A 21,060-nucleotide genomic window follows, 5' to 3' on the forward strand; every position below is an offset into this window, starting at 1 on the left:
ACGACCCTTATTTATGAATTCACTATTTTGTTATTCTGTCAATGCGTAAGTCCTAAAATATACAAATTATTCTAAATTACTGATAATTTCTGACTTTTGAGTGCTGAATTATTACGTTTTTATAACGGTTCCAACTCAAATGCAGTACAAAATTATATCGCAAGGTGTAGGGGCAATTCATGTAGACACGTACCCCTGCGGGGAAGCAAGCTACGCGGAGCGTCTCCAAGAGTTGCGGCTGACCGCAGGGTATTGCCCCTACTGGTGTACCTCACGTGAACGAGAACCGCTATATTAGACAGAGCTAACAGGTATCTTAATTACAAATTCTGCACCTTTTCCTGGAACAGAAAAACAGCTAAGTTGTCCATTATGTTTTTCAACTATAATCTGATAGCTTATATATAGCCCTAGTCCACTACCTTTACCCACAGATTTAGTGGTGAAAAAAGGATCAAATAGCTTTGAACGAACTTGTTCATTTATCCCTAAACCATTATCAGCAATAGTAACCTCTATCCACTTTTGATCGATTAACTCAGTTTTTATTTGAATTTTAGGATTATTATCTGCGAGTTGTTCATTGTCAGTAGTTTGTGGATTTACAGCTGACCAATGACCATTGTTAGCCAATAACTCTAGGGCATCGATTGCATTAGTAAGAATATTCATAAACACTTGGTTGAGTTGACCAGGGTAGCAAGTTACATTGGGTAATTGACTGTATTTTTTGATAACTTTGATTTCTGGGTACTCATGCCTAGCTTGCAGACGATGTTCTAAAATCATTAAAGTACTATCAATTCCCTCGTGAATATTAACTTGCTTAAATTCTGCTTCATCAAGTCTGGAAAAGTTACGTAGCGATTTAACAATTTCCTGAATGCGTTCTGTTCCCACTTTCATTGACTCGAAGAGTTTAGTTATATCTTGAATCAGAAAATCTAAGTCTATTTCTTCTACTTTTGCTTGGACTTCTGGAGGAATATTTGGACAAATTTGTTGATAAATTTGCACCAATGTTAGTAAATCCTGAGTATATTTATGGGCGTGGTGAAGATTCCCATAAATAAAACTCACGGGGTTATTAATTTCATGGGCAATACCAGCGACCATCTGACCTAAACTAGACATTTTCTCAGCTTGGATAAGCTGAGTTTGGGTAAGTTGTAGTTCGTTTAGTGTTTCTTGTAAATCAGTTGTGCGTTCCTCAACCCGAACTTCTAGCTCTTGATTAGCTTTCTTAAGTGCTTCCTCCGCTTGTTTACGTCTTTGCACTTCCTTGGCTAACTCATCGATTTTTTCGTTCAAAAGAACAAAATTACTGCTAGCTACAACTCTATTTTCCAAGCGTAAGAGAATTAAAGCTGAAGATTCAGCAGACCAAGGTTGAATCACCGCTCCTTGACTACGACATATTAAGTTTTGTCCATCATTTTTTCGTAAAGTCAAAGAGCCAATCACCATTTCCCTGCTACTTGAACAGGCTTGCAGGTACTTTACAACATCATTGTTAGACTCAGTTACAAGTTCAAAGAGCATTCTTCCCCGCAGTTCTTGGCGGCGTAACCCCAGCATATCTGCGACTGGTTGATTGGTAGCTAACAACTGACCCTCTCCACTTACCAGCAGTAAAGGTTCTGGTAAAACTCTGGCAAGTTCAAGAAATTGTTCAGGAGTCATAAGGCCTCCAATTTCAGGGTTCAACTCTACTTTAGATATCTGCACTCAAGTTTATATCCTGGGGTTGGTTTAGTATTTAAGGGTTTAAACAGATTCCAGTCCCCGAAAGTATTCTCGACCTTCTGCATCTTCTGCTTCTTCTGTAGGTTTTAGGTAAACAATAACTCTACATCCAGAAGCACCCTCGGCTATAGTGTCTTGCAATTCTACTTTCGCATATCCCAGGTTATTAGCTGCGATCGTCCCAAAGACGTTTGAAGTCATCATACACATAGCAGGGCGATTAAGTACTTTTTCGGCAAATGGGCAGACGCGGTTGCCAAAGACAATTTTTTCATCATTCTGCTCAATGACATAAAAATCGCCCTGGATTCGTTTTTTTAAATCAATCAAGACATCAGCCACTTGCTTACGAGAAAGGCTGGAAACTTCCAGGGCAGATTTATAATCTTGGTCAATCTGCCTACCCATTCTTTCACCAACTACGCTAATAAATCCAGAAGCTTCTTTTAAGCCAACTACATCCTGTAAGGTGCCAGATAATTCTCTAATTAATGTACGTAAAAATATATCGCGTTCTAAAGAAAGATTAAGGGTAGCTATCGAGTGGTCAAGTGCATTACTCATAAGTTTTGAGGAAATAATCTTGGAACTATAGTTATAGAGTTCCCAAAAATACATCTAAAGTAACCGCTTAATCTCTTTCTTCAGAGAATTTGATGCTTGCTTTTATTCATAAGGCAATACAGTTCAGTTAAACTTCTCTTACTTCTCTTTCTTTGCATCCTTCTCCCTTGGCGTTAGCCTCTCCCTTTGGGAGCGACGGGGTACACACATCTTGGTAATGAAGCCCAAATCCTGGATTTACCCCCCTTAATCCCTCGTTGGTAAGGGGGGAATATCTGGTTCTTCCCCTTACCAAGGGGGAGTTAAAAAGGGTGAAAAGGACTTGTGTGTACACCGAAGGGGAGACACTAATGCGAATGCGGTAGCCTACAGCAAGTCGCTCCACGTCTACGTTAAAAACTATTTATTATATCGTGATGATCTACGATCAAATTTAACATTTATTTTTACTACAATTAATTTTAATATTTAATATAGTTGCTACTTTAAAAAATAGGAATAGTGATTATAAATTCAGAACCCGCTCCTAACACAGAATTTACTTCTAGAGTTCCTTTATGTTTTTGGACAATTATTTGATAAGCAATTGATAATCCTAATCCTGTTCCTTTACCCACAGGTTTAGTTGTGAATAAATGGTCAAACATTTTTTGTTGAACATCAGCTGATATTCCCACCCCGCTATCTTGAATTCGAATTGAGACATCATTGTTATCTTTAGTTAGGGCAGTATGAATAGTAATTTGATTAGGATTTAGCTTAATCTCATCAAAACTCAGTCCATAATTAGACTCTTCTAAAGTATCAATAGCATTTGCCAATAGATTCATAAATACCTGATTTAGCTGTCCTGGAAAGCATTCAACTAGGGGTAATTCTCCATAATCTTGAACTAATTCAATAGCAGGGCGAATTTTATTAGCTTTCAAACGGTGCTTGAGAATCATCAGAGTGCTATTAATACCTTCATGAATATTAAACAGAACTTTTTGTTCTGTATCTGCTCTAGAGAAAGTTCGCAGACTATTGCTAATGTTGGAAATACGATCCGTGCCTTCTTTCATTGAGGAAATGAGTTTAGGTAGATCGTCACGCATATACTCCAGATCAATTAATTGAATTGTTTCTTCAATTTCCTGAGATGGTTTAGGATAGGTTTGCTGATAGAGGTTAATGAGATGTAACAAATTCTGAATATACTCTTTAGCTGGAGTCAGATTACCTGCTATAAACCCAACTGGATTATTAATCTCATGAGCTACATCTGCGACAAGACTTCCCAAAGTAGACATCTTATTTTGCATTATTTGAAGATTAAGAAGCATTGTTTCTAGTTCATGGCCTCTTTCTTCTAGCTTGTATTGATATTCATTTAATTCATCAATCACTTTTTTTAGCAAGAATTCTTTTTTTTTATTTGTATCTTCGAGTTTTATCCGATCTGATTCAGAACGCTCCAATTTTTTTTGGATAATTCTATTCGCTTTTTTTAATTCCCTAATTTCTTGTTGATAATCCAATATTTCCATCATTTTTTACCTAGTTCCCAAAATTAAAGTTACAAAAGTTTCATTATGGAATTGCGTCTGACTAGTTCGATCTATGGGAGCAATCTCTCCATAAGAATAGAATCCACAGGCAGGTAAATACTCAGTCAGATAAAGTTTTGTGTTTTGATACTCTTCTTTTGCCCTCGTGCCAAGTATTTGCCGACGAGCTACACATGAAAAAAACAAAACAGCACTTGGTTTTGCACCTGGATAATTATTTAAAGCATTCATGAATGACGCCTTCGATGCTGCCAAAATATCCTCATGATCTGCTTCTGAAATTTGAATAACTGCTTGATCGGGAATATCTCCAAAAAAGGTGATGCTACCAGATTCTTGATTATAAGCAATAGGCGCTCTTATATAAAAATTGTCTTCATTTTGATCGAACACTGCTAATGGATATTCCATTGAAGGAGGAAGCGAACCTAGATAATGATGATAAAAATCTAAAGCTGGCTTGCCATCTATTTCATAGACTATGTTCTTATCTACCTTAGTAGCTTTGCTTGTTTGACCAATAGGATGCCAACCACTTGCAACAGCATGGGAAAAAAATATTGTGCCAGAAAAAAGTAGAATTGGTACAGAATCACTTAATACTTCTGTTTGAAAAAATTGATATGTACTTTGGTATCTTGACTGATCGCCAGCCAAACCACCAAATATCGGCATATATTGACCAAGAGCTAGCTTTAAGCCATTTAATATAGAGACACCACTAGTTGTGAGGCTCTCTGGATGAGTTAAACATAGCTTTGGGGGTGCGGTACTTTTTGCTTTGGCTTGCTCCACGGCTTGTTTAGTTGCAGTAATTGGATCGCTTGAAACTTTGCGTCCAATTCCTGCATGTATTTCAACTTCGTCTGAGCAAAACAACATCAAGGTGATTGAGTCCTGCTGAAACTCTAAGACTGAAGAAATTTCTCCATCTGTTGTTCCACCAATCAACTCAATACCGGGAAAAGCCTGATGAATTTGCTGCAAAATGAGAGCATGTTCAAAGCCAATTGCAGCAAAAATAATTCCAGCTTTTGGTATATCTCCTGCAAGAGAACTAGCACATTGCAGAATAACTTCTTCAAGTGCTGATAGAGAATCTGGATCGTTACTGTGACCTACTACTGCCTTAAACATAAATTTACTTATTATGTTGATGAACGCGATTTGCTCTGATTTTTAAATGGGAAGCCTGATGATAAACTCTGAACCTTTTCCTAGTACTGAATTTACCTCTAGAGTTCCACCATGTTTTTCGACAACAATTTGACGGGTAATTGACAATCCTAATCCTGTACCCTGAGCCACAGGCTTGGTGGTAAATAAATGGTCAAAGATTTTTTGCTGAATATCAGCCGACATTCCCACACCATTATCTTTAATCCGAATCAAGATATAATTTTTATCTTCAGTGAGTAGAGTCTGAATCAAAACTTGATTGGGATCTGCTTCAATTTCAATATAAGTACGTCCTATATTAGACTCCTCTAAAGCATCAATAGCATTAGCTAATAAATTCATAAATACCTGATTTAGTTGTCCGATAAAGCATTCTAAGTCTGGCAATTTATCGTAATCTTTAATTACTTGAATATCAGGACGATCCTCGGATGCTTTCAAGCGGTGTTTGAGAATCATGATAGTGCTATCTATGCCATCATGAATGTTGCAAGAAACTTTGCGATCGCTATCGGCTCGAGAAAAAGTTCTCAGACTAGTACTAATGTTGCGAATGCGCTGGACACCCTCTTTCATTGAGGAAATTAAGTTTGGTAGATCGGAAAGCATATACTTCAAATCTATTGCTGTAATTTCCTCTTGAATTTCTAGAACCGGATTAGGATAATGCTTTTGATAGAGATCAATCAGGTTAACCATGTCTTGAAAATATATTGAAGCATGTCCGAGATTGCCATGAATAAAACCAACTGGATTATTAATTTCATGTGCAACTCCTGCTACTAATTGACCAAGAGCAGACATTTTTTCTGTCTGTACAAGCTGGAGTTGAGACTCTTGTAGGTCTTTTAATGCTCTGGATAAGGCTGCTGTTCTGTCTAAAACTCGTTTTTCTAAAGTTTTTGTAAGATTTCGTAATTGAAGATGGGTTTTAATTCTAGCTAATAATTCTTCTTCATGAAAGGGTTTAGTAATGTAATCAACTGCCCCGATATTTAGACCCTTTACCTTACTATCAGTATCAGAATTTGCTGTCATAAAAATTACGGGTATATCACAAATAGCTGGATTTGCTTTCAGCATTTTACAGGTTTCAAATCCATCTATTTTTGGCATCATTACATCTAATAAAATCAAGTCGGGTAGTGTATCTTCAACAATTTCAATTGCCCTCTTACCATCATTTTCTGTAATTACTTTGAAGCCAAAATTAGTTAATATATCAAAGACAATTTCTAAATTTGTAGTAGTATCATCAACTACTAAAATTAGATTATCTTCTGGTTTATCAAGTATTTTCATATCTGGCTTTTCATTCATGTATTTAAATTGATTTAACTTCTTGTTAGTTATTCAATATTCGTCTAGCGATCGCAGCTAAGTCACCTCTGTTTTATTGTCGGACTAACTAACAATTTTCTAGTCTGACAATCCTATAGTTCCCAAAAATTGTTACAACAGCAACATTCTCACACTAAATTGCCCATAGCTTATACGTGGGGCGATCGCTACAGCATAGACATTCAGCACCAATCTTTACTTTTGCCGGAGTTGATGATCCTCTTTCATGAAAGCGATCGCCCTGAAATTAGTCATTATTACCCTTGTCTTTTCAGAAATGTAGTGTTATATTACATTTATGGCACCAACAGGTAACTTTTTCAGCCAGTCAACCATTTTTCTCAATAAAAACACGTAGAATTGGCTACTTTTATTTTTTAATCAAAGTATCTAGATAACTATTGAAATATTTATATGCGTTTACACACTACTATGTAGTGGCGTAAATTAAACTTGCGCATTTTAAAATATGAATTTTTTAAAAGTTTTTCAAAGGCTCTTTAAAGAAAAATATTGAGCTACTGTCTGTGTGGTGATGCGACCAATTTTTTCGGTACTTTAAACTAATTCATTTCTATGAATCAATCAAGTAACCCTGATTTATACTGCCCATTCCCATCCCACATCAATAAATATGTTGATGTTCTAGAAAATCACGCTCTTGAATGGGTATTTAGTTTCAATCTCCTGAGCGATGAATCAACTTATAAGCGTTTTTGCAAATCTAAATTCTTTTTTTTAGCTGCATCTGCCTATCCTGATAGCAATCTTGAAGAACTGAAAATTGCACATGACTGGCTGAGTTGGGTGTTTATTTGGGATGATCAATGCGATCTATCAGAGTTAAAAAAGCAACCTGAAATATTAAATAATTTTCACAAAAGATATTTAGAAATATTAAATGGTGCAGAAGTTATAAGTCAGGATACACTATTGAGTCATGCATTAATTGATTTACGAGAAAGAACTCTCCAAAAAGCTAGCTTAAAATGGTTTAAGCACTTTGTTAACTACTTGAAAGACTACTTCTGTGGTTGTGTTCAGGAAGCAAACAACCGCGCTAAGGGAATTGTACCTGATATGAGTACTTATATTAATATACGTAGGTCAAGCGTAGGAGTTTATGCTGTTCTTGCATTAGCTGAATTTTGTAATCAGTTCATGATTCCCGATGTTTTAAGAAATCACTATCTTGTGAAAAAACTGGAACTAATTACAACTGATATTATTTCCTGGTCTAACGATATATTCTCTGCATCAAGGGAAATAGCAAGTGGTGATATTCACAATTTAGTATTTGTCTTACATTATCACAACCAAATTTCTCTAGAGGAAGCAACAAAACAAGTGGCGCAAATACACGATATAGAGGTACGTTCCTTACTAAGCTTAGAATCATTCCTCCCATCTTTTGGAAAAGAATTAGATGTTGATATCGCAAAATATATATCAAGTATGCATAGTTGGATTCGTGGCAACCTCGATTGGTATTCCCACTCTTTTCGCTATCAGAATTCAGAAAGGTTGAAAATAACAGAATTCAAATAATAAAATATGTCTCTATATTGAAACTCATTCAAGTTTGAAATATGGAGTTATAAAAGAAGTATATTATTAGGTAGTAGCTTCAGTTATGGATATTACCTAATAAAAAAACTCGTAATCTAGGACTCATCTTTGATTTTTGAAAAAAAGTCACTACGTATCTATCCCTTTTTTTCTGTTCCTTGTCTACGCAGCTAGAAAGAATTAATGACTATTAGTTCACTACCATTTCAAAGGAAAAAATTAGATGCAACTACCTAATCTTCTCAAAACCCCCTCTTTACTACAAAAGCTTCAATGGGCTACTGATCCTGTGGCCTATATGGAAAATGCAGCCCAGCAATATCCTGATATTTTTACTGGTAATATCATCGGTTTTGGTGACACAGTAGTGTTTGTGAACCATCCTCAAGCAATCGAGGAAATTTTAACTAACGATAGAAAAAAGTTTACAGCCGTCGGGGAACTCAACGAAATTTTGCAGCCGCTTTTGGGAAGTTATTCAGTCCTGATGCTGGATGGTGATCGCCACAAACGCCAACGACAACTTGTAACACCGTCTTTTCATGGAGAACGGATGCAAGCTTATGGTCAACTAATCTGTAATGTGTCTGAAAAACTTTTTAGTAAGTTCCCACTGAACAAGCCATTTTTAGTTCGTAATCTAACAGAGGAGGTATCCCTGCAAGTCGTTTCACAGGCTATCTTTGGCTTGCATGAGGAAGAAAAAATTCAAAAACTTAGACAACTATTGCCTTTGCTGTTAGACCTTTTCAAGTCACCTTTGACTTCTAGTTTATTCTTTTTTCCATTCTTGCAACAAGATTTAGGAGCTTGGAGTCCTTGGGGGAAGTTCCTGCGCGATCGAGAGCAAATTGATCAATTTCTCTACACTGAGATTGCCGAACGTCGGCAAAAACCCGATCCAGAACGCATCGATATTCTCTCTTTGCTGATATCGTCTCGCGATGAAGCAGGCCAACCGATGACAGAACAGGAGTTACACGATCAGCTAATAACTCTAATACTTGCAGGTTATGATACTACAGCATCGGCAATGTCTTGGGGATTCTACTGGATTCACCAAAATCCTCTAGTCCTGGAAAAACTGCTCCAAGAACTAGACACTCTTGGTGATTTCCCAGATCCGATGAGCATTTACCAACTGCCATATCTCACCGCTATTTGTAATGAAACCTTGCGAATTTACCCCGTGACAATGTTTTCGTTTCCCAGGGTAGTGCAAGAATCTGTTGAATTATTGGGACATACTTTAGAGCCAGGAACTGTACTGCTTCCCAGTATTTATCTCACTCATCACCGAGAGGATTTATATCCCCAGTCTAAGCAATTTAAACCAGAGCGCTTTATTGAACGTCAATTTTCTCCCTATGAATTCCTGCCCTTTGGTGGTGGTGTCCGTCGTTGTATTGGCCAAGCTTTGGCTCAATTTGAAATGAAGCTAGTATTTGCAACCGTTTTGTCACGTTATAACTTGGCGCTAGTTGATCAGCGGGCAGAGAAACCTCAGCGTCGGGGCTTTAACCTTGCGCCTTCTAGTGGAGTGAATATGGTAATTACAGGACGGCGTGCGCGTCAAGAGTCTTTAGCGAATCTGACAACTACATCCGTATCCTAAAACTTTGTCAACTAAAGACCTCTTGCAAAAGTCCCTAATACCCCACACCTTAGTAAGGCTACAGTGTACAGACAAGTACTATCTGAAAGCGTTTCAGGCCTTATAGACTCCTTAAATTGTCATTACGAGCGCACTGATAACGGAGCGTTCGCGTAGCGTCTCGTAGAGAAGTAATCACATAAACAGCGCAGTTTTTGCGATTACGTGTCGTAGACATGCACTTGCGTTCGTCAGACTACTAGTTTAGATATCTGACTGTTGCATTGGGATCTCAATCACGAACTCAGTCCCTTTTCCTAATGTGGAATTACAGGTTAAACGACCCTTGTGTTTATCCACAATAATCTGATAGCTAATCGACAACCCTAACCCTGTGCCACTTCCTATCGATTTAGTAGTAAAAAATGGGTCAAATATTTTTTGCTGCACCGCTTTGGTCATACCCGAACCGTTATCAGCAATCCGAATTATCGCCGTATTAGAATCTGTTAGTTCAGTAAAGATATGAATTTGTCCTACCCTATCAGAAACCGCCGATGCGTCTATGTCTCTTGTTATTTGTTCTTTATTATTTACCAGTGATGGATCGCCAATGACAAATGATTCTTCTAAAGCATCAATCGCATTACTCAGAATATTCATAAGCACCTGATTTAATTGACCAGGGTAACACATAACTTCTGGTAATTTTCCGTATTCTTTGATGACTCGAATTTCGGGAAAATTGTTCTTTTCTTGAATTCGGTGTTGTAAAATCATTAAGGTACTGTCTATTCCCTCATGAACATCTACAGGCTTCATCTCAGATTCATCTAGACGAGAAAAGTTGCGTAAGCCCAAAACAATATTTCGGATACGTAAACTTCCCATTTTCATTGAATCTAGAATCTTTGGTAAGTCTTCTGTGAGAAAGTCTATGTCAATTTCCTTATATTTTTCCTCAACTAAAGGCGAAGGATGAGGATATTCTTGCTGATAAATAACTACCAAATCCAGCAAGTCTTGGACGTACTCACTAGCATGATCAATATTGCCATGAATAAAGTTAATAGGGTTATTGATTTCATGAGCAACTCCTGCTACCATTTGTCCTAAAGAAGACATTTTTTCACTTTGAATTAATTGGATTTGGGTACGTTGTAATTCTTGTAGAGTTTGTTGTAAAGAGTAATTTTTGTCGTTGAGTTCCTGTGTTCTCTCGTGGACTTTCTCTTCTAAAGTATGGTTGTATTCCTCCAAGCTTTCTTTAGCTTGTGCCAAATTTTTGTAGAGGATAGCATTTTCTAGGGATATTGCTGCTTGAGTGGTGAAGAGTTTGAGTACTTCTATGCGATCGCGTGTAAATGCTCCTATCGTCAAATTATTTTCTAGATAAATAATCCCAATCAATTTACCTTGATTTAGAAGAGGTATAGCCAACAAACTCTTAGGTTCTTCACTCAGAATGTAGCTATCACCTGCTAAAAAGGAAACAGTCATTGCATCATCAATAACCAAAATTTCTCTGGAGCGTTTAACATAGTTAATCAAAGTAATTGGAACATCGTAGCTGGACTCCAAAGAAGTTGATGGAAACTCTGTGTAGGTATGGTCAAAATTTGAACTTGAAGAAACCGCTGTAACAGTTAATGCTAAGTTATCACCTTCGCTCAAAATTAAAGCGCATTTAGAAGCCCCTGCATTCTCCATCACAACTTCCATCAAAGTAGAAAGTAATCGCTCAAGCTCGATTTCGCCAGAGAGTGCTTGAGATGCCTTAATGAATGCGGCTAAATCCAGAGAATCAGAAATACTTATCTTCGAGGCAATAACAGTTTGTTGATTACTCAGGGTAGATAAAAATGATATAGATGTGTTATGTAAAGAAGTGCTTTCCTCGCTGGAATAGATACTCAGTTTTTCTTGCTGCAATATAGGAGCCAGTAATTGGGGATAGCGTTTTGCCAAATCGCCAACTTTGGCTAACGCTCCCCAACGAACATAGCTATAGTAAGCATCTGTTAGATAGGTTTGGGCAATCTTATGTTTACCCCATTCTAAATAGAATTTGGCGGTAAGTTCTTGAGCGAGGGCTTCTTCATTAATATACTCATTTTCTTTGGCAAGGAAAATGGCGCGATCGTAGAATTCCATTGCTTCCAGATATTGACCACCAACTCGATACTGTTCAGCCTTTACAAGATAATATTTGTGTAAATAATTCATCGGAGCATGATTTGCCCAATGCTCCATTTTTTGCTGATTTACTTGAACTTTATTCAGAATACACTTTTGCTCAGAATCCGATGCTTCAAGGTATACTGCTAGTCGTGTTAGTGAATCATATAAGTAGAAAAGAGGAGTCACTAGCTGTCCTATTCCACCTTGTAAATACTGTTCTGCTAAATTAGCATTTTCTAAGGCGGAAGGATATTCCTGAAATAGGTAGCAGAGATGTAATTTACTTACATATAAATAGAAAATTCCCATGACATCATTAGCGTCAAGGTAAAGTGGCAGCATTTTTTCTTCATCGTAAGCTTCACCACATAAATGACAAGGATTTTCTACGTTTCCTAATAAGTTTAAAACACTTTGTTGGTAAATGGTAATCCAGTTAAATACTGTTTGTTGGTTGATTTGTCTGATGACATTGCTGTAAGTTGCCATCTCCCGCTCTAGCTCTGTCAGTTCTTTACCAATGAAATATGAAGAGTAGGAATAAGAATGGAGATAATAAGCTGCATATTCTAAGTCTCCTATTTCTAGTCCAGCATAATAACCTTCTAATAAAGGTTCTAATACTTCTTTGGTATGTTTCTTCCAATGCCGAATAGTTGTATTAAATCCCAGCATGATCTTAGCTTTAACATCTTTAGCATTCAGCTTATCCACTAGACTAGCAGCGAGTTTACCAAATTGATACCCAGACTCAATATCTCCTACTAATCCGCTGAGTATTAATCCATAATAACTATAGCCAAAAGCAGATAAGGGAGCATTACCATATTCGAGCGATAATTCGATTTGCTTTAGAATAATCAGCGGAAAAAGTTTAGGAGCAACTGCATAGGTAATAGAAGTTGAAGTTGATAGTATACGCATTATTGCCAGCGGTTGGAACTCTGTCATTTCCGGTAGATTAATTAAATCTTCAATGGGCCTACCGTTGATATTTGATGTTAATTCTGACATTGCTGACTGAATATCAGACTGGCTTGGATGTTCAGGAAACTCTACTCCCAAAAGTTTCAAAAAGGTTAGGGCGGTATTTACGGCCTCCAATGCCTTGTTCTGTGCCCCATAAGCCTGAATTTTGACTTCATAAACTTTTACTTTTTCTAGCAGTGGTTTACGTACCAACACCACCTCTGCTAATTCCTCCATCTGTTCAAAGTTACCAGCCAGGTAGGCTGCCTCTGTCGCAGTCTCATATAAAGCTAGGGTGAGATGATGTTTCGTTTCCCAACTATTACTTGCCAGCAGTTGGATGCCGATAGTTAAATACTTAACGGCAGCGGAATAAGCTGTTGATGCTAATGCTTTACGTCCAGCAATCAGATTCATCTGAGCTAGTTCATCTCGTTTAGCTTGAGGAGAGATAAATTCCACTGCAATATTAAACTGATTGACAACCTCAAAAATCTTTTCTTCCTTTTCGGCAACTGGAATATTGTTCAATAACAGTAGCCCAATTTTTAAGTGAATTTGCTTTTTTTGTTCTTCGGGAATTAAAGAATAAGCAGCTTGCTGCACTCGGTCATGTACGAATTTATATTTAGGTAGCTGTAAATTAGAAATTGAAAATTGCGTAGATTCTATTCTATGATTAAGAAATTCATTATCATCATCTTTTGAAAATATGTTGTAATTTTCAGTCTGTGGTAAAACTAGCCCATCAAGTAATGCTTGCCACAAGTCTGATGCTGTATCTACTACAGATTTTTCATTGACGATCGCTAGAGTTTTTAAGTCAAATTGATTTCCAATACAGGCAGCCAGTTTCAGAACTTTTTGGGTATGTATTGGCAATTTTTCTATTTGCAGAGCGATAAATTCTACGACATCATCTGTGAGAGCTAATTCTTTGACTTTTAAAATATTATACTGCCAATAATTAACATCAAGATTTAAGAAAATTAGCCCATCATCCTGTAAAGCTTTAAGAAATTGAACGGAAAAGAAGGGGTTGCCTTTAGTTTTGGCAAACACCATCTGGGTGAGAGGAACCGCAGCGACTTCAGTACAATGAAGGGTATCAGCAATGAGATGATTTAAATCACCCTGATTTAAAGGTGCTAAGGTGATCGTATTAATATTTACTGCTGCTTGTTTAATCTCATGTAGTGTTAAATATAGTGGATGTGCCTTGGAAACTTCGTTATCTCGATAGGAACCAATTAGCAATAAACCACCCTGGTTTTCATCCAATTGTTCTGTATCTTCTGATAGAGAAGACAACGTATCTTGACATATTAATAACTGGATTAATTTTAGAGAAGCTGTATCTGCCCATTGCAAGTCATCAAGAAATATAACTAGAGGGCGTTCTTTCATTGTGAAGATTTGGATAAATTTTTGAAACAATAAATTGAACCGATTTTGATTAGCACTGCCAGAAATTTCTCTAACTGGAGGCTGCTTGCCAACGATCTGTTCAAGTTCAGGAATTACATCAATAATCACCTGAGTTTGTGTACCCAATTCCCGGAGTATTTTAGTTTTCCATTGTTGAATTTGGACATCACTTTCTGAAAGCAGTTGCCCGATTAAGTCTCGAAAAGCTTGCACCAATCCTGATAAGGGAATATCGCGTTGAAACTGGTCAAATTTTCCTTTGATGAAGTAACTACGCTGCCGCACAATAGGTTTATGGACTTCATTGACCACAGCAGTTTTGCCAATGCCAGAGAAACCCGCGACTAATATCATTTCTGTTACCCCGGCTGTTACGCGCTTAAAAGCTGTGAGTAGGGTTTCAACTTCACTTTGGCGACCGTAGAGTTTTTCAGGGATTACGAAACGATCTGAGATGTCTCTCACACGTAGTTCAAAGGGTGCAATATTTCCTGTTTCTTGCCACTGGCTTTGGCACACCTCTAAGTCATGCTTTAACCCCAAAGCACTCTGATAGCGGTCTTCGGCATTTTTTGCCATGAGCTTGCTGATGATGTCAGACAAAATTAGCGGAATATTAGAGTGAATCCGACTGGCTTTTAGGGGTTGTTTGGCAATGTGAGAGTAAACTAACTCAGTCGGATCTTTGCTGGTGAAGGGTAACTGTCCGGTGAGGAGTTGAAAGAAGGTGATACCAAGGGAATAAAAATCAGTGCGGTAGTCGATACCTCGGTTCATCCTGCCGGTTTGTTCTGGGGAAATGTAAGCCAGAGTACCTTCTAAGATATTGGTATTGGCGAGAAATTGAACTTCTCTTGGTAGGAGGGTGGCAATACTAAAGTCGATGAGTTTTATTTCATCTGTGCTAGGGTTTATGAGGATGTTGGCAGGCTTGATGTCTTTGTGAATAATGCGATCGCGATGCAGTCTTTCAAGGGTAGAAGCAATTTTAATCGCAATGGGGAAAAACTCGTTGAGAGAAAGCCAGTTATCCTTCTTCCCCTTGTCCTCCAGTCGCCAGTCTTGGAGGGGAATGCCGCCAAAATCTTCCATCACTAAGACGTAGCTGTTACGGTAATTTTCTAAGCTATAGGTTTTGACTATGCCAGGAATATCAAGATTTTTGGTGATGATATATTGATTTCGGAATTGGGCGATTTCTGCAAAGGTAGGATATTCATTCCGCATCAATTTGAGAACGACTGATTTTTTGTCTTCTTCTCTGATGCCCCGATAAACTAGGGTTTTACTGCCTGAGTAGATTTGCTCGGTAATCCGATAGCCAGGGAAGGAATATAATGTATCTAATAGTACTAACATTGCAGACTATACTCATAATCATTGTTTCTACGGCTTATTATTCCCGTGTGAAGACTATCCTCATCATGAAATAGGATTTTTTTGTTTAATTTATATTAGGAAATATAATTTTTTACTAAATATCTGAATCTTAAAAGCGTTTCCTTATCTAGTTAAATACCAATACACTTAGGTTTTCGAGACGCGATAAAAAATCGCCGTCTCTACAAGTGTTTTGGGCTGCTCTGAACTGTATTGAGTTAAATACATATAAAAATCTCACCCCAATCCCTCTCTGTGAGCAAAGGGGAGATAAAGCATAGCTTTATCGGGGTGAGGTTAAACTGTATCTCAGTAGATAATTATGACTTATCAACATCAACATAAGTATTTTTGAACTAACTATTTTTACCCGCTTTGAATCGGACACCTGTTATTAGAGAGGGTGTATTTTTTGCGATAATAATAACGAGCGCAAATACTACTTGATTTTTTGTTTAATAAAAGTCACAACCTGAGTTAGCTGTTTTTTCAAACCATCAATTTCTGCCTGCATTTTGGCAATTTTCTCGTTCAACGCATTAATTTCTGCGTCGGAGACTCCTCCAGCCGCAGTATTGGTGACGTTAGGAGTTGCAACTGCAACATTGCCGACGCTAGGGGCTGCGACTGTAGCAGTTGCAACATTAGAGGTTGCAACTGTTCTATTTTTAACGGCCGCTACTGCTCCCACTGCGACTAGTTCTGGGCGCGGCTGTTTCGCCTTGGTCATAGCTAACTTAATTGCGTTAATTAGTTGCTTTTGATCAAAAGGTTTGCCCAGAAATTCAAAGTATTCAAAGGGTTCTGTGATTTTTTCAGTCACCTCTTCCTTGCGACCAGACATGATCACCAAAGGAATTTTCCTTAACTCTGGATCGGCTTGAACTTTCTGAAAAACCTCCCAGCCACTCATTTTAGGCAACAGGAAATCCAGCATAATTAGGCTGAGTTTTTCCTGAAGGATGAAATTTAGTCCTTCCACACCGTCTTTTGCTTCCAGTACCTCAAAATTGCCCGGAGGCAACATTTCTCGTACTTTTACCCTGACAACTGTAGTGTCATCGATAACTAAAATCTTGTTGCTTGCCACGACTGTTTGCTCTAACAGAAACTATAAGTGTAAATAGCGGCTTTGCCGATTGCCCTTGAGAATCCTCCCACTATATACAAAATTTCTAGCAATTGGGGGATAGTATATTTCGGTATAAATGACATTGTGAGAGGTGTTTTGCAAAACTTTTGCTCGCGCTCTTTTGAATTTGTGTCATGGTGATATTTAATCAACAAACCACTACATCTATATCCGCATCTTGCTTAGATGTCTATGATTTCGTCACAACAAGCCGAACTAAAGTCTGAAATTACGGCAATGCCTAGCTGGTTACGTCGTTCGATTGGCAAAGCCAGTGAAATCTCTACCGTACAACGCATTATTAAGCAGCGCCAAATTCACACGATTTGTGAAGAAGGACGCTGCCCTAACCGTGGAGAGTGCTACGCCCAAAAAACTGCAACTTTTTTGCTAATGGGGCCTACTTGCACACGCTCTTGTGCTTTCTGTCAAGTAGATAAAGGTCATGCACCAATGCCTCTTGATTTAGAGGAACCCGAAAAGGTAGCCCAGGCGGTGCAGCTTTTGGGATTGCGTTATGTGGTGCTGACCTCTGTAGCCCGTGATGACTTGCCCGACCAGGGTGCAGGGCATTTTGTGAAAACGATCGCGACTATCCGCCAATTTAACCCAGAGACTCAAATTGAAGTGCTGACCCCCGATTTTTGGGGTGGTGCTGGTGTTGGGGAATCGGGTCAACGCCAGCGGATAGAGATGATTGTGAAAGCCAAACCAGCTTGTTTTAATCACAATATTGAGACAGTGCGGCGGTTAACAGGGCCAGTGCGCCGAGGAGCCAAGTACGATCGCTCCCTGTTAGTGCTGGCTATGGTCAAAGAAATCGATTCGACCATTCCCACTAAATCGGGTTTGATGCTGGGACACGGAGAAACACTTGATGAAGTCGTTGAAGCAATGGCTGATTTAAGGGCTGTAGGGTGCGATCGCTTGACTATCGGTCAGTATATGCGTCCTTCCCTAGAACATTTGCCAGTGCAAAAATATTGGACTCCAGAGGAATTCGATCAGCTTGGCAGACTAGCATGGAAAATGGGATTCAACCATGTTCGTTCTGGGCCTCTGGTTCGCAGTTCCTATCATGCTGGAGAGGAGGGAGTGGGGGAGTCAGGGATGAGGGAGCAGGGGAAGAAATAACCAATGCCCCATGCCCAATTTCCAATTCCCAATGCCCAATTCTTAACTTCACACAAATATTCTTAAAGAATTTGAGTATTTGGTACGCCAGTTTGGTATTTCTTAAAAAGTCCTGACATTAGGAGAATTGAATTATGACTGCTAAAAGTAAGATTTCCCCAGTTGCCGACAGTGGAGCTAAACCTCCCTACGCCTTTCGCACAGGCTGGGCGCTGTTCTTGTTAGCTATTAATTTCCTGGTAGCAGCCTACTATTTCCACATTATTGAGTAATTAGAAGTGGAATGGTGCTGCTCAAATCGTTCCTTTGAATAAACCTTTGGGACGAATGAGCAGCACCAAAATCATGATCAACAGGGCTACACCCTGTTTGTACTGCGAACCCAGCCAAGGAGTGCTGATTTCCTGGACGATGCCAATGATAAAAGCTGCTGCGATCGCACCGTAAGGATTGCCAATGCCACCAAGTATTACCGAGGCAAATAATGGTAATATTAGAAACCATCCCATATTTGGACGCACTGCTGTAATTAACCCATACATACTGCCACCCAATGATGTAAGCGTGCCAGCAATTACCCAAGTCCAAAAAATTACTCGGTCAACATTAATACCTGAAACCCTGGCTAAGTCCAGATCGTCGGCAACTGCTCGCATCGCCTTACCAATTTTGGTATTTTGCAGCAAGTAATGCAGCGCCAAAATTGCTAGCACCGCTAACCCCAATACCAATAATTGATTTTGCGGTACCTTTAAACCCAAAATATCTAAAGCTGGTGTCACAGGTAAATCATAATTTTGGTTCTTGCCACCCCAAATCAAAATAATCCCATTGCGAAGAAATAAGGCAAGTCCGATAGAAATAATAATCAGCGTCGTGGAAGTAGCACGGATAGAGCGCATCCTTGACCACAGTAACTTTTCCGATAACAGCATTACTGCAACTGTTCCCACTGCTGCCAAAATCATCGACAGCCAAATATTAACTCCAATGGTGTTTATCAGCCAGGTGAGATAGGCTCCTAAAGTGAGAAAGTCACCATGAGCAAAATTTGATAGTCGTAAAATTCCATAAGTAAGAGTCAGTCCGACTGCGGCTAGCGCAATAATGCTCCCCACCGCAATCCCATTAACCATTAGTTGGGCGAATTGTGTATCCATAAGTCTCAAGTTGCTTTTAAAAAATTTTAGGTTAATGGTTCATAAAATAATTTTTTTGTCTAGCTGCTAAATTCGGCATCATAAGCTATGGTTTATAACAACATAAGTTATGGTTTATAAATAAAAAAGAATTCTCGGCTAATATGCATAAAATCCTATTCGGATTTTTATGCAAAGCTAAATTTGTTCAGCGGTCTAGTTGACCATGCAGCAGTACTCAAGCTTACCAGACCAGAACTCACTGATAGATGCAACGCCAAAACTTTTGACAACAATTGAGCAACTTCGCGCACAACTGTGGCTGGAGAGCAGCTTAAACCAGTTGCAAAGTCGCCTTAATGATTGCCTACTTTCTGCTTGTAACACTGCCCCACAGGCAGGAGCCGCACAAGCAGAAATTTTCCAAGCTGTGGTTAACGAAATTAACAGTGCTGTTCACAGCAGTAATTTGGCACTTACAGATTGTGCCGTAGGCATTGCGTTGTTTCAACCACAAGAAACCGTTGCCACAGTTTGCTATGTTTCTCGTTCTCCATCCCCAAACTCACAACCTTTATTTGTAGAAGTGCTGACAGCAGAAAAAAAGCTGCTGTTGAGATTGCAAGAAGTCATAAAACTTGAAGATTTGCAACAGCTTGAGAATCAACAACCACAGAGCGCTTGGCGGTTAGCTGATGACTCTGGTAATGTTATGGGCTGGCTAATTATTGCCACAGCGTCCCTAAGCTCTGAGCGTCAATCGCCGATTAAACCACAAGCTCAACTCAGATCGCAATTGATGGCAAGGTCTGCTAAGTACTGTACTACAGCTTTGCTACAACTTAGACATATCCTGTCTTGGTCGCAACGGTATCAACACTTAAGCAACTCTAATCAAGAATTGGAGCGTACTAATCAACTCAAAAATCAGTTTTTGGCAAATACCAGCCACGAAATTCGCACACCGCTTAGTTCTATTATTGGGTTTACCCACCTGCTTTTAGCACCAGGGTACGAACCAACTAGAGAACGCCAGCAAGAGTATTTAAATATCATTCAGTCTAGCGGCAAGCACTTGCTAGCTCTGATTAATGACATTTTGGATCTCTCTAAAATTGAAGCAAATCAGCTAGAAGTACAGTGGGAAATAATAGATGTGCCACTGCTGTGTAGCAATGTTTTGGCACTAGTGAAAGAGAAAGCCGCTAATAAGGGTTTAAAACTGTGCTTAGAACTTGAACCCGATATTACAACTTTAGTAGCCGACGCCTTACGACTCAAGCAAATGCTGTTGAATTTAATCTTCAACGCTCTAAAGTTTACCAGTGAAGGAAGTGTTGGCTTACGGGTTGCTCCTAAAGGTGTATTTGTGCATTTTACAGTGTGGGATACAGGCAGTGGCATTTCCCAAGAAGACCAAGTTCAACTGTTTGAACCCTATTTCCAAATTGCCAAGGCCGTAGCAGGTGGTGTTGAAGGTACTGGTTTAGGTTTAGCAGTGACTCAGAAACTTGCCCAAATTCACGGTGGTTCTGTGAAAGTGGAATCTGAAGTAAATCGCGGCTCCCGTTTTACCCTGGTACTTCCCTTTAAGCAAGAACTGGGAGTGGAGAAAGATGGGGGAGATGAAGTGGATGAGAGAGCAAAATTTTCTTCATTTCCTCTGCATTTCACACCTAGTTCCTCTGTAGAGATTTTGTTGGTAGAAAATGATTTACCAAATGCTGATTTGATGCAAATTTACCTACGTAAATTGGGATATCAGGTGACTTGGGTTCAGAATGCTAGCGAGATGTGGGAAACTCTAACTGGGTTAGAGCCGGCGGTGATTTTAATGGATGTTTGTTTAACAGATGGAAATGGTCTGAGCTTAGTGCAACAACTGCGAGAACATGAGCAATATCGGACGATTCCGGTAATTGTTCAAACAGCAATGGCGATGAAAGGCGATCGCGAAACTTGTCTAGCCGCTGGAGTAAATGACTATATTTCTAAACCGATTGATTTACCACTTTTAGCCAGTCTGGTAGCCAAGTACAGTAAAGCACCAACTTCGCTTGATGGGGAGTGAGGGAGCAAGGGGAGCAGGGAGCAAGAAAGAAGAGTTTTCCCCTCCGCTCCCTGCTCCCCGCCCCTTTGCCTCTTTTCAATGCC

13 protein-coding genes are annotated in these 21,060 nt (G+C 39.0%); 5 read left to right on the forward strand and 8 right to left on the reverse strand.

Translation table 11 applies throughout. From position 1 onward, the window contains the following. Positions 1–294: 294 nt before the first annotated feature. The 5 genes from HWQ39_RS29535 to HWQ39_RS29555 form a co-directional block, all read right to left on the reverse strand. A complete protein-coding gene (locus tag HWQ39_RS29535; protein ID WP_292853347.1) occupies positions 295–1,683 on the reverse strand; it encodes an ATP-binding protein in 1,389 nt (462 codons plus the stop codon). A gap of 84 nt (positions 1,684–1,767) precedes the next feature. After that, positions 1,768–2,310 (reverse strand): methanogen output domain 1-containing protein, encoded by a 543-nt coding sequence (locus tag HWQ39_RS29540; RefSeq protein WP_292853349.1) that lies wholly within the window; start codon positions 2,308–2,310, stop codon positions 1,768–1,770. 485 nt (positions 2,311–2,795) lie between these two features. Continuing rightward, positions 2,796–3,839, reverse strand: coding sequence for an ATP-binding protein (locus HWQ39_RS29545; protein WP_292853407.1), 1,044 nt, complete (start codon positions 3,837–3,839; stop codon positions 2,796–2,798). Between the two features lie 6 nt (positions 3,840–3,845). Next, positions 3,846–4,997, reverse strand: coding sequence for an FIST N-terminal domain-containing protein (locus HWQ39_RS29550; RefSeq protein WP_292853351.1), 1,152 nt, complete (start codon positions 4,995–4,997; stop codon positions 3,846–3,848). Positions 4,998–5,039: 42 nt separating this feature from the next. Beyond that, on the reverse strand, positions 5,040–6,341 hold the full coding sequence (locus HWQ39_RS29555; protein ID WP_292853353.1) for a response regulator: 1,302 nt from the start codon (positions 6,339–6,341) through the stop codon (positions 5,040–5,042). 615 nt (positions 6,342–6,956) lie between these two features. Between HWQ39_RS29555 and HWQ39_RS29560 the strand changes: the two genes are divergently transcribed. Both HWQ39_RS29560 and HWQ39_RS29565 read left to right on the forward strand, forming a co-directional pair. Beyond that, positions 6,957–7,928, forward strand: coding sequence for a terpene synthase family protein (locus tag HWQ39_RS29560; protein ID WP_292853355.1), 972 nt, complete (start codon positions 6,957–6,959; stop codon positions 7,926–7,928). A 244-nt stretch (positions 7,929–8,172) separates the two neighbouring features. Beyond that, complete coding sequence (locus HWQ39_RS29565) at positions 8,173–9,564, forward strand: cytochrome P450 (protein ID WP_292853357.1); 1,392 nt, start codon at positions 8,173–8,175, stop codon at positions 9,562–9,564. Positions 9,565–9,807: 243 nt separating this feature from the next. Here the strand turns inward: HWQ39_RS29565 and HWQ39_RS29570 are convergent, their stop codons facing one another. After that, entirely contained in the window at positions 9,808–15,480 is a 5,673-nt protein-coding gene (locus HWQ39_RS29570) for an ATP-binding sensor histidine kinase (protein ID WP_292853359.1), read from the reverse strand. Between the two features lie 460 nt (positions 15,481–15,940). After that, complete coding sequence (locus tag HWQ39_RS29575) at positions 15,941–16,591, reverse strand: response regulator (protein WP_292853361.1); 651 nt, start codon at positions 16,589–16,591, stop codon at positions 15,941–15,943. A 234-nt stretch (positions 16,592–16,825) separates the two neighbouring features. Between HWQ39_RS29575 and lipA the strand changes: the two genes are divergently transcribed. Together lipA and HWQ39_RS29585 are read left to right on the forward strand one after the other, a co-directional pair. Further along, a complete protein-coding gene (gene lipA / locus HWQ39_RS29580; RefSeq protein WP_292853363.1) occupies positions 16,826–17,767 on the forward strand; it encodes a lipoyl synthase in 942 nt (313 codons plus the stop codon). 134 nt (positions 17,768–17,901) lie between these two features. Then, a complete protein-coding gene (locus HWQ39_RS29585) occupies positions 17,902–18,039 on the forward strand; it encodes a photosystem I protein PsaX (RefSeq protein ID WP_292853365.1) in 138 nt (45 codons plus the stop codon). A 21-nt stretch (positions 18,040–18,060) separates the two neighbouring features. Here HWQ39_RS29585 and HWQ39_RS29590 read toward each other — a convergent pair whose 3' ends face one another. Continuing rightward, entirely contained in the window at positions 18,061–18,927 is an 867-nt protein-coding gene (locus HWQ39_RS29590; protein WP_292853367.1) for a branched-chain amino acid ABC transporter permease, read from the reverse strand. 205 nt (positions 18,928–19,132) lie between these two features. Between HWQ39_RS29590 and hrmK the strand changes: the two genes are divergently transcribed. Continuing rightward, positions 19,133–20,977, forward strand: a complete 1,845-nt coding sequence (gene hrmK / locus HWQ39_RS29595; protein WP_292853369.1) for a hybrid histidine kinase/response regulator HrmK — start codon at positions 19,133–19,135, stop codon at positions 20,975–20,977. Positions 20,978–21,060: the final 83 nt, after the last annotated feature.

This window comes from Nostoc sp. NMS8, assembly GCF_017115045.1.
In the GTDB taxonomy this organism is placed as follows: Bacteria; Cyanobacteriota; Cyanobacteriia; order Cyanobacteriales; family Nostocaceae; genus Nostoc.

Coding starts and splice junctions, on each gene's coding strand:
- HWQ39_RS29550 (WP_292853351.1), bottom strand. CDS start 4,997: ATGTTTAAGGCAGTAGTAGGTCACAGTAACGATCCAGATTCTCTATCA.
- HWQ39_RS29585 (WP_292853365.1), top strand. CDS start 17,902: ATGACTGCTAAAAGTAAGATTTCCCCAGTTGCCGACAGTGGAGCTAAA.
- HWQ39_RS29555 (WP_292853353.1), bottom strand. CDS start 6,341: ATGAAAATACTTGATAAACCAGAAGATAATCTAATTTTAGTAGTTGAT.
- HWQ39_RS29565 (WP_292853357.1), top strand. CDS start 8,173: ATGCAACTACCTAATCTTCTCAAAACCCCCTCTTTACTACAAAAGCTT.
- HWQ39_RS29540 (WP_292853349.1), bottom strand. CDS start 2,310: ATGAGTAATGCACTTGACCACTCGATAGCTACCCTTAATCTTTCTTTA.
- HWQ39_RS29590 (WP_292853367.1), bottom strand. CDS start 18,927: ATGGATACACAATTCGCCCAACTAATGGTTAATGGGATTGCGGTGGGG.
- HWQ39_RS29570 (WP_292853359.1), bottom strand. CDS start 15,480: ATGTTAGTACTATTAGATACATTATATTCCTTCCCTGGCTATCGGATT.
- HWQ39_RS29545 (WP_292853407.1), bottom strand. CDS start 3,839: ATGGAAATATTGGATTATCAACAAGAAATTAGGGAATTAAAAAAAGCG.
- hrmK (WP_292853369.1), top strand. CDS start 19,133: ATGCAGCAGTACTCAAGCTTACCAGACCAGAACTCACTGATAGATGCA.
- HWQ39_RS29535 (WP_292853347.1), bottom strand. CDS start 1,683: ATGACTCCTGAACAATTTCTTGAACTTGCCAGAGTTTTACCAGAACCT.
- HWQ39_RS29560 (WP_292853355.1), top strand. CDS start 6,957: ATGAATCAATCAAGTAACCCTGATTTATACTGCCCATTCCCATCCCAC.
- lipA (WP_292853363.1), top strand. CDS start 16,826: ATGATTTCGTCACAACAAGCCGAACTAAAGTCTGAAATTACGGCAATG.